At 67.9% G+C, this 9292-nt stretch carries 7 protein-coding genes and 1 pseudogene; 4 read left to right on the forward strand and 4 right to left on the reverse strand.

Going from position 1 to position 9292, the window contains the following annotated elements; all coding sequences use genetic code 11:
- Window positions 1-78: 78 nt before the first annotated feature.
- The 4 genes and pseudogenes from FPZ47_RS16340 to FPZ47_RS16355 all read left to right on the forward strand — a co-directional run bounded on the left by FPZ47_RS16340 (window position 79) and on the right by FPZ47_RS16355 (window position 3712).
- Entirely contained in the window at window positions 79-1284 is a 1206-nt protein-coding gene (locus tag FPZ47_RS16340) for a cytochrome P450 (RefSeq protein WP_144952786.1), read from the forward strand.
- Between the two features lie 91 nt (window positions 1285-1375).
- Window positions 1376-2344 (forward strand): enoyl-CoA hydratase/isomerase family protein, encoded by a 969-nt coding sequence (locus tag FPZ47_RS16345; protein WP_144952784.1) that lies wholly within the window; start codon window positions 1376-1378, stop codon window positions 2342-2344.
- A 19-nt stretch (window positions 2345-2363) separates the two neighbouring features.
- Window positions 2364-3044: pseudogene (locus tag FPZ47_RS16350) on the forward strand (CoA transferase); the annotation flags it as partial.
- Between the two features lie 263 nt (window positions 3045-3307).
- Entirely contained in the window at window positions 3308-3712 is a 405-nt protein-coding gene (locus tag FPZ47_RS16355; RefSeq protein ID WP_145039506.1) for a hypothetical protein, read from the forward strand.
- Here FPZ47_RS16355 and FPZ47_RS16360 read toward each other — a convergent pair.
- From FPZ47_RS16360 to FPZ47_RS16375, 4 genes are all read right to left on the reverse strand, one after another.
- Window positions 3709-5070, reverse strand: a complete 1362-nt coding sequence (locus tag FPZ47_RS16360; RefSeq protein WP_145039509.1) for an HNH endonuclease signature motif containing protein — start codon at window positions 5068-5070, stop codon at window positions 3709-3711. The genes FPZ47_RS16355 and FPZ47_RS16360 overlap by 4 nt on opposite strands.
- A 186-nt stretch (window positions 5071-5256) precedes the next feature.
- Window positions 5257-6681: a PE family protein gene (locus tag FPZ47_RS16365; RefSeq protein ID WP_144952778.1), complete on the reverse strand. Its 1425-nt coding sequence runs from the start codon at window positions 6679-6681 to the stop codon at window positions 5257-5259.
- A 169-nt stretch (window positions 6682-6850) separates the two neighbouring features.
- A complete protein-coding gene (locus FPZ47_RS16370) occupies window positions 6851-7975 on the reverse strand; it encodes a M24 family metallopeptidase (RefSeq protein ID WP_144952776.1) in 1125 nt (374 codons plus the stop codon).
- Complete coding sequence (locus FPZ47_RS16375; RefSeq protein WP_144952774.1) at window positions 7965-9215, reverse strand: M24 family metallopeptidase; 1251 nt, start codon at window positions 9213-9215, stop codon at window positions 7965-7967. The genes FPZ47_RS16370 and FPZ47_RS16375 overlap by 11 nt, the downstream gene beginning before the upstream one ends.
- Window positions 9216-9292 lie beyond the last annotated feature (77 nt).

Raw genomic sequence — 9292 nt, forward strand, 5'->3', positions numbered from 1 at the left:
CATTTAAGCGGAATGTACAAATTGCCCGCACCGGGGACGGCGTCGATATCCGGAAACGGCAGCGGTAGGAGGGATTTCGTGACGGCGAGCACCGAGAGTCAGGTTCGCTTCGACCCATACGACGTCGAGCTCATCGCCGACCCGTATCCGATGTTTGCACGACTGCGAAAGGAGGCGCCGCTGTATTACAACGCCGAATACGACTTCTTCGCGGTGAGCCGTTTCGCCGATGTCAACAAGGCACTCGTCGACCACGCCACTTTCAGCTCCGCGCGCGGCGCGATCCTGGAATTGATCAAGGCCAACCTCGACATCCCGTCGGGGATGCTGATCTTCGAAGACCCGCCGATCCACGACGTGCACCGCAAGCTGCTCTCGCGCATGTTCACGCCGCGCAGGATCGCCGCCCTCGAGCCGATGATCCGCGAGTTGTGCGCCGAACTCCTGGACCCGCTGGTGGGATCGGGCCGGTTCGACTTCGTCACCGACCTGGGGGCGGTGATGCCGATGCGGGTGATCAGCTCGCTGCTCGGCATCCCCGAGGACGACCAGGTGTACATCCGCGACCGGGGCAACGCCCAGTTGCGCACCGAGGCCGGCAAGCCGATGGACGCCGCCCAGCACGGCCTGTCGGTGGGCGAGCAGTTCGAGGCGTACATCCAGTGGCGCGCCGAGCACCCGTCCGACGACATCATGACCGAACTGCTCAACGTCGAGTTCGTCGACGAAACCGGTACCACGCGGAGACTGACGCGCGAAGAGATCCTGGTGTATCTCAACGTCGTGGCCGGGGCGGGCAACGAAACGACGACGCGGCTGATCGGCTGGTCCGGAAAGGTTCTCGCGGAGAACCCCGATCAGCGTCGCGCGCTCGCCGAACACCCCGAGCTCGTCCCGCAGGCCATCGAGGAGCTGCTGCGCTACGAACCCCCGGCACCGCACGTCTCGCGGTATGTGACGCGCGACGTCATCCTCTACGACCGCACCGTGCCCGAGGGCGCCGTGCTGATGATGCTCATCGGGTCCGCGTGCCGCGACGAACGCCAATTCGGTCCCGACGCAGGCGAATTCAACATCCACCGTCAGGTCCGCCCGCACCTGACGTTCAGTGTGGGCACGCACTTCTGTCTCGGCTCGGCGCTGGCCCGGCTGGAGGGCCGCATCGCGCTGGAGGAAATCCTGAAGCGGTTCCCCGAGTGGGAGGTCGACCTCACCACTGCCAAGCTGAGCCCGACGTCGACGGTGCGGGGCTGGGAGTGCATGCCGGCCCAGGTACCGAGATGACAGGGCGCAGTCACGCGGTGCGGCTGGCGCAGCAGGGCGCCGTCGACGCGGGTGCATTGCTCAAGTAGGCACAATAAAATTGGAGAAAACCATGCCGGAATACGATTACGAAAAAATGAAGAAGGAAGCCGAGCAGTACATCAAGTTCGAGAAGGACAAGACGAACAGGATCGCCTACATCACCTTCAACCGTCCGGAAGAACTCAACTCCACCACCTTGGGCATGCGGCAGAACTACGCCGACCTGATTCACAAGTGCAACGTCGACGACGACGTCAAGGTCGTGGTGATCCGCGGGGAGGGGCAGGATTTCGGCAGCGGCGGCGACCTGCCCGAACAGCGGGGAATGCTGGAGAACCCCGGCATGCCGCTGCTGCACGAGGTGGCCATCAACGACGAGGACGTCAAGTACCCGCCCGCCGGGTCGTACCGCTATCTGTCCACCGTGACCGACTTCTACGCCAAGGCCCGCGCCGGCAACCGGCCGCTGCAGGAGCTGCGCAAGATCAGCATCATCGAGGCCAAGGGCTACTGCTACGGATGGCACTTCTATCAGGCCGGCGACGCCGACCTGGTGGTCGCCTCCGACGACGCCCTGTTCGGGCACCCGGCGTTCCGCTACGTCGGCTGGGGTCCGCGGCTGTGGTGGTGGGCCGAGACGATGGGCCTGCGCAAGTTCTCCGAGATGCTGTTCACCGGAAGGCCGTTCAGCGCCAAGGAGATGTACGAGTGCGGCTTCGTCAACAGCGTGGTGCCGCGGGAGAAGCTCGAAGACGAGACGCTGAAGTACGCGATGGCCTGCTCGCGCTCCCGCCCGACCGACACCGTCGCGGTGCAGAAGACGTTTTTGGAGCTGTACAAGCAGCACAAGGGCGAGTACTTCGGCAGCCTGCTCACCGGCATGGTGGAGGGGATGCTGCCGATGATCGCCAACGACGCGGAGGAGGTCGACCTGACCGCGGGCACCTTCGAGAAGGGCCTCAACAACGTGGTCAGGGACAACGACCTGAACTTCCCGCCGGAGTGGCGCCTGAGCCGCTCGGGACGCCAGCAGCCCTGACCGCCTTGCGAGCGCGGGCATGTCGGCGCTGACGGGTCTCCGCATCGTCGAGTTGGCCGACTCCGTCGCGGGGGAGTACTGCCGAAAACTGCTGGCCGACTTCGGCGCCGAGGTGATCAAGGTCGAACCGCCCGGGTGCGGCAGCCGCACCCGGGCGATGGCCCCCGTCCTCAGCGAGGGCTGCGAGGCCGGCGGGCTGTTCGCCTACCTCAACACCAACAAGCAGTCCGTCGTGCTGGACGCCGGGCGGCTGGACCGGCTCATCGGCACCGCCGACGCGGTGATCGAGGATCGCGCCACCGACCGGTCCGCCCGGCATCCGGACGTCGTGTTCTGCTCGATCACCCCGTTCGGCAGCGGGGCGCCCGCCGAATTCGACACCGCCCAGAGCATCAACGTCTTCCAGGCCAGTGGCTGGGGCTATCACACGCCCAGCCATGCCGACCCCGGCAAGCCGCCCCTGCAGGGGCCGGACCGATTCCTGGCCGACTACGAAGCGGGGCTGGACGCGGCGCTGTGCATCGCGTCGTCGCTGTTCGGCCGCCTGCACACCGGCCGCGGGGAGGCCATCGACGTCTCGCCGCAGGCGGTGCCGGTGTCGCGCGCCGACTGCATACTGGGGCGGCTCATCACCGGGGAGGTGCCCGCCGGGGGCGACCGCGGGGACTACGACCAGGCCGGGCCAGCGGCGTTCTTCGCCCCGGATAGGCTGGGCAAGCGCGTGATGCGCCTGATCGAATTCGTCGGCGCCTGTCCCGGTTTGATGCCGGCCGACGTGCGCTCGCCGGCGTTTCTGGACCGCTTCCGGGTGAGGTGCCGTTGGTGGCTCGCCACGAGGGCGCGGTCGCGCGGCTGCTGGCCGACACCCACTATGTGGCGCTGTGCCATTGGAACGCCAACGTCGACAATGCCTGGTTCTGGCGCGACGGCCCGGACGGCCGGGGTGCGCTGCGCTGCGGGCTGATGGACTGGGGCTGTGTCGGTCAGATGAATCTGGGCATGGCGCTCTGGGGCGCGCTGTCCGGTGCCGAAACCCGGTTGCGGAAAGACCATTTTGACGAACTGCTACACCTGTTCGTCCGGGAGTTTCAGCGCTGCGGTGGTCTGCCCCTGAATCCGGACCGGTTACGCCGTCACACGGTGCTCTACGCCGCGGCCATGGGCGTCGCCTGGCTCCTCGACGCGCCGGCGCTGCAGCTCAGTCGATTCGGCAAGGCGCTGCCCGGCAGCCGGGCCGATCCCCGAATCCGTGACGACGAGAGCGTGCGTGCGCCGCTGCAGATGCTGACCAATCTGCTGACCCTGTGGGAGCGATATCGCATCGGGGACCTGCTGAACGACGCACTGGGTGATCCGGGCGTGTGCTAAGGCTCGTCGCCTTCCTCGTTGCGGAGGAGTTTTTCGGGGTGCCAGTAGGTGTTGGTGCGGGGTTGGCCGCGCTCCAGGTGCGGGGGTGGGATCCATTCGGTCTCACCGCGGGTGTTGGTGCGGGTGGTCCAGCCGCGGGGTTGTAGCAGGCGGTGGTGGGGGCCGCAGCCGAAGGTGAGATCGTCGATGTCGGTGCGGTGGCATTGGGCCCAGTCGGTGACGTGGTGGACTTCGCAGTAGTAGCCGCCGGTGGTGCAGCCCGGGGCGCTGCAGCCGCGGTCCTTGGCGTACAACACGATCCGCTGGGCCGGGGAGGCCAGGCGTTTGGTGTGATACAGCGCCAGGGCTTTGCCGTGGTCGAAGATCGCCAGGTAGTGATGGGAGTGGCGGGCCAGGCGGATCACATCGCTCATCGGCAGGATCGTGCCGCCGCCGGTGAGGGCGTGTCCGGCGGCGGCTTCGAGTTCGGCCAGGGTGGTGGTGGCGATGATGGCGGCGGGTAGGCCGTTGTGTTGGCCCAACTCGCCGGAGGCCAGCACCGCTCTGAGCGCGGCGAGCAGGCCGTCGTGGTGGCGCTGGGCCGCGCCGCGGGTGTCGCGGTCGATGGCGTCCTGGCTCGGCGTCCCGTCCACGCAGGGTTGCTCGTCGAGGTTGTTGCACATGCCCGGGGCGGCCAGTTTGGCCCAGAGCGCCTCGAGGGTGGCGCGCAGTTCGGGGGTGATCCAGCCGCGCAGCTGCGACATCTTGTCCGGGCCTTGGGCGCCGAGGATCAGGCCGCGCCGCTGCGCGCGGTCGGCGTCGGTGTAGGTGCCGTCGGGGTTGATGGAGTTGTCGAGTTTGTCGGCCAGTTTGGCAAGTTCTTCGGGCCGGTGTTGGCTGCCCAGTTTGGCCAGATCGGCCTCGGCGCGCTCGCGGGTGAGTTGGTCGACCCAACCGGGCAGCTGGCGCGAGAAGGCGCGGATCACGGTGACGTGTTCGGCGCCCAGCTTGCCATCTTTTTGGCGGGCCGCGGTCTCGGGCAGCGTCGGCGGCACGGGTTCACCGGTCAACCCGTGCCGAGGCCCCAAATCGGCGGCCTCACGCACACGGCGGGCGGCTTCTCTCCGGGAGACGAGCGTCCATCCGGCGATCGCATGGGAAAGCTTGCCGCCCAACTCTTCCGGAGTGGCCTGGCGAGCCAGATTGTTGATCAGGGGATGTTCGAGGGCCGGCAGGCGGCGGCGCACCTTTTCCACCCGCTCCAACAGCGCCAGTTGCTCGCGGGTGGTCAACGCATCGCAGTCGAACCCGAGCAGCCTGTCCACGTCGGCGTCGAGCGCGTCGAACGCCGCCGTCAACTCCTCGCGATCAACATTCACACCACGAAACTATCGAGGGGTACCGACAAGAATCCCCGGATTGTGACCACAGAAACCACAGTGACACAAGTTTTTTCACGCCATGCGTAGCGGCGCCGTCGATGCTGTCGCCTACCCGCATCGGAGAGGTCAGGGACCGCGCGGCCGTGGTGGGGCAGGCACGCCGCCGGTCGCCGCCTGGGCCGGTTACGGCAGCACGATCCCGGTGGCCGGGCCCAGGATGATCTGCTGGCCGCCGGGGGGCATGTAGCCGCCGGTCGTCCCGTAGAGGCCGTAGTCCGGGTTGAGCGGTCCGTGCCCGGTGTAGATGTCGTTGATCCAGCCCGTGGACAGCGTGTACACGGCCTGGGTGTCGCCGCCCGGGGAGTATTTGGTGAACAGCTGCGCGATGAAGTCGATGACGGGTTTGTTGCCCAGCAGCGAGTCGACGTGCGAGCCGTTGAGCAGTTCGACCCCGACGAACTGATTCGGGTACAGACTGGCCAGTTCATTCGTGGTGGCGCCGTAGGCGTTCCACGCCTGGGGCTGTGCGGCCACCACGTAGTCGGGGATGTTCAAGGTCTTCAGGTTGGCGATCGCGGTCGCGAAGGCCGAGGGACTGTTGGCCACCCCGTCGAACATCACCACGCCCAGAAGGTGGTTGCCGGCGGTGTTCGCCCCGAGGTCGGCGACGTAATCGCCCGCGGCGAGCGTGGCGAGGCCACCACCGGCGGAATGCCCAGTGAGCATGAAACTTTGGGGCAGCGTGCCGTGGAACCCGGCCTGGCTTGCACTGAGGTTCAGCGCCGTCTCGTTGCCCAGGAACAACGAGCCGACGGCCGAGAACATCTGCGTGCCGCTCAGATCCGCGCCGCCCGGCAAGGGAAGAGACGACACGGTGGGCACGACGACGATGCTGTCGGTGCCGTACGCCAGGGCGGTGGCCAGCTGGCCGTACCAGCCACCCGTGCCCAGAAAACCGTGCTGCAGATAGATGACACCGCGGGCGTCCACCGTACCGTTGGCTTGCGTCGGGAAGTACCAGCGCGTCGGGGCGTCGTAGCCGTGCGGACCGACATTGAGGTTCAGGTAGGAGAACCCCTCCCGAACTCCGGTCACCGGGCCGGGAGTTCCCGTTCCCTGAAACACGCCGCCGCTTTGAGACCCGAGGGTCCCGTTGAAGAAGCCGGCGAGCAGTCTGCCGGCCAGACCGGGACCGGTGGTCCCGGTGACCGCCGGCCCGACGGCTTGTTCACCGAAAAGCGGATGCCCGGTCAGATAGGTGAAGGGGGAAAAGAATCCCTGGTCGAAGAACTGTTGCTCGAGCCCCTTGACCAGCAGCGACACGTTCGTGGCCTCGTTGGCAAGGTAGGAGGCCGCCGCCGCGTTCAACGTGCCGACGAAGTTCGAATGGAACAGCGTCGTCTGCGCGGTGAGCGCGTGAAACTCTGCGGCGTAGCTGCCGAAAACCTTCGCGACGGCCGCGGACACCTCGTCGCCGGCCGCCGCGGCAATGCCCGTCGTCGCGGGCGCCGCCGCTGCGGAGGCGACCTTGATCGCATCGCCGATCCCGGTCAGGTCGCCCGACGCCACGGCAAGAGCGGCGGGTGCTGTATTCACGTACGACGACATCGGCGGCTCCCATTTCCGGTGACCCGACAACCTGAGGACAGCTACACGATGCTACCCACGTCAGCGCCCCGCAAGGCCGTTTCCGGAATCTGCGCACGCGGGCGACCCGGCGTGCGTTCGGCGATCGATCGAGAAACCAGTGACATCAACGTAAGTGACGCATGTGGTCTCAGTGCACACGCCATGACGGGCCGGCGGTGAGCACCTCGGGGCCCCGGTCGGTGATATGGACGGTGTCGCGGCGGAACACCGCCCCGACGCCCCGCCGCCACACGTAGCCGGTGACCGCGAGCACCATCCCGGCGTCCAGGCGTTCGCTTTCGCCCGCCGCGCAGAGTGTTTCGGACACGACGGGCGGATCGAAGCCCAAGCCCAGCCCGTGGGCAACCGGCATCGGCGGGATCGGTTCACCGGCCGCCTCGTAGGCCGCGAGCAGCTCACGGGTGTCGGTGCCCGGACGGCAGGCGGCGAGCAGCCGGTCGTACAACGCATCCGAGCGCCCGCACAGCTCGCGGGCAGCCCTGTCCGACGCCTCGCCCGCGAGGCAGGTCCGGCCCACCTCCGCGACATAGCCGTCCGCCAGTGCGCCCGCGGCGAACGCGACGAGCTCACCCGCGCGCACGTCGCCGACGGGTCCGCGCCGCCACGGGTCTTCCCGGGAAGTCACCCACGCGGCGTCCTGCGTGGCCGGCGTGCTCACGCCGCCCGCGGCCATGGCCTCCAGCATGGCGGCGGCGAGCGTCCGTTCGGACCGTCCGGGCCGCAGCGCGGCCACGGCGGCGGCGAGTCCGTGCTCGGCGACACGAAGCGCCGTGTCCATCGCCGCGATCTCCTCGGTGGTCTTGATGCGGCGTGCCGCGCGCATGGCCGGCTCGGCGTCGACGAGTTCGGCGTTGGGAAACGCCTCGGGCAACAATGCCGCGAAAGTTGGCGTGATCGCGTCGGTTGCGACCCTTCGCGCGGTTGCGGCCCCGTCGATCTTCTTCAGCACGTCGATCAGGGTCATCGGGTTCCACGCCAGCCCGTAAAGGTGATCGCGGCCGATCTCCCCGGGGACCCCTTCGTCGTCGGTGCTGTTGAGGTAGATCTCCCCGGTGGTGCGCATCATCACACACATCGGCGCGAACGGCCGCGTCCCGGCTATCCAGAGTTGCGGGGCACCGGTGACATAACGAATGTTGGCCTGCCGGCCCAACACCAGGACGTCGAGGTCGTGGGCGTCCATCTGGGCCAGGGCCCGCCCGCGGCGCCCCAGGCGCAATGCCGCTGCGTCGGGGCAGATTTCAGTCGCCATAGGGGGAGTCGCCATAGGGGGAGTAGGGGTAGTCGGTGATCGGCGTGTAGCCGTCCTCGGTGATCACGATGATCTCCTCACTGCGATAGCCGCCGGTACCGTCTGCCCACACCACCGGTTCCAGCACCAGCACCATGCCCGGCGGGAAGACGAAGTTGTCGTCGAAGTCCTCGCCGAGATCCGTCCCGATCATGGGCGCTTCTGCGGGGTACGTGCCGATCCCGTGACCCAGATAGAAATGCGGCAGCCACGGCTTGCGCCCGCCGTTCGCCGCGATCGCTGCGCGCGCCAAATCGCCGGAGGTGGTACCCGCCTTGGTCACCGCGAGCACGGCGTCCAGGATGGCGCGCCATTGCCGGAACTGGTCCCGCTGCCGAGGGCTGGGTTCCCTGCCGACCAGCCAGGTGCGGCCGAAATCCGAGCAGTATCCGGCGTAGCCGATGCTGATGTCGGTCCACAGCACGTCGCCGGTGGCCAGCTCGCGGGCGGTGGGCAGCAGCGGCAGCGCGAGGTCACCGTGCGTCGTCCACACGCCGGTTTCCCGGGACGCCGGCATCACCTGCCAGATCGCGTCCAGCATGTTGGTGGTGGCGCCGAGTTCGAACGCGCGACGCACCAGAACGGCGGACAGATCGATCTGCCGCACGCCGGGCGCCAGCGCCTGCTGCACGTCCGCCATCGCCTCCTCGGTGATGCGGCAGGCCCGGCGCAGGCAGGACAGCTCGTCGGCCGTCTTGACCAGTTGCGCAGCACCGACCACGATCGCCGCGTCCGAGGGGGTGCCGCCGGGGAACAGCCGGGCGGCCGACCGTTGCATCGCGCCGGTCAGTTCGTCGACGGCGACGGTGGCTCCCGGCGGGATCAGCCCGGCCAACGCGGCGGCGAATTGCTCTACCCCCTGGTCGAATTCCAGATACACGGGCCCGTGCACATGGTCGGGCGGGAGCGACGGCACCGACGACGCCCCGCTGCGCAACGGCAGGAAAACGTGCGGATGTTCGTCATCGGCCAGCACGACCGCCGCCGGCCGCTCCACGTGCGAAAGGCCCGCGTCCAGCAGCGGCCAGCTGACACCGGTCGCGTAGGTGACATAGCCGTTCATCGACAGGACCAGCGCGTCGACGCCGTGCTCGGCCATCGCCGCGCGCAGCCGTGCGCCGACCTGCGCGCGCATGCGCGCGAAATCCGGCTCCTCGGGGATGTCGAGGCGCGCGCCTCGTGCGGTGAGTTGACCGGTCATGTCAGACCCTGATTTTTCAGCCGGCTTGTGATGATCTTGTTTTCGGTGATCTGGTTGATGGTGGCTGCGCGCTGATG

The organism is Mycobacterium helveticum, from assembly GCF_007714205.1.
In the GTDB taxonomy this organism is placed as follows: domain Bacteria; phylum Actinomycetota; class Actinomycetes; order Mycobacteriales; family Mycobacteriaceae; genus Mycobacterium; species Mycobacterium helveticum.

Coding starts and splice junctions, on each gene's coding strand:
- FPZ47_RS16345 (WP_144952784.1), top strand. CDS start 1,376: ATGCCGGAATACGATTACGAAAAAATGAAGAAGGAAGCCGAGCAGTAC.
- FPZ47_RS16355 (WP_145039506.1), top strand. CDS start 3,308: ATGGACTGGGGCTGTGTCGGTCAGATGAATCTGGGCATGGCGCTCTGG.
- FPZ47_RS16365 (WP_144952778.1), bottom strand. CDS start 6,681: ATGTCGTCGTACGTGAATACAGCACCCGCCGCTCTTGCCGTGGCGTCG.
- FPZ47_RS16370 (WP_144952776.1), bottom strand. CDS start 7,975: ATGGCGACTGAAATCTGCCCCGACGCAGCGGCATTGCGCCTGGGGCGC.
- FPZ47_RS16375 (WP_144952774.1), bottom strand. CDS start 9,215: ATGACCGGTCAACTCACCGCACGAGGCGCGCGCCTCGACATCCCCGAG.